The organism is Clostridium sp. UMB9555A (assembly GCF_030222355.1).
Lineage (GTDB): Bacteria > Bacillota > Clostridia > Clostridiales > Clostridiaceae > Sarcina > Sarcina perfringens.
In genome coordinates, this window is sequence record NZ_JASORQ010000053.1 from 1 (window position 1) to 235 (window position 235).

At 57.9% G+C, this 235-nt stretch carries 1 pseudogene; it reads left to right on the forward strand.

What is annotated here, in order from left to right:
* Positions 1-235: pseudogene (locus QP548_RS16930) on the forward strand (L-asparagine permease); the annotation flags it as partial.

A 235-nucleotide genomic window follows, 5' to 3' on the forward strand; every position in this document is an offset into this window, starting at 1 on the left:
TCCATCTGATTACCGACAACGGCGGTTTCTTCCCGCACGGTCTGTTACCGGCTCTGGTACTGGTTCAGGGCGTCGTCTTCGCCTTCGCTTCCATCGAGTTGGTGGGTACCGCGGCAGGCGAATGTAAAGACCCGGAAACCATGGTACCGAAAGCGATTAACAGCGTGATCTGGCGTATCGGCTTGTTCTACGTCGGTTCCGTGGTGCTGTTGGTGCTGCTGCTGCCGTGGAACGC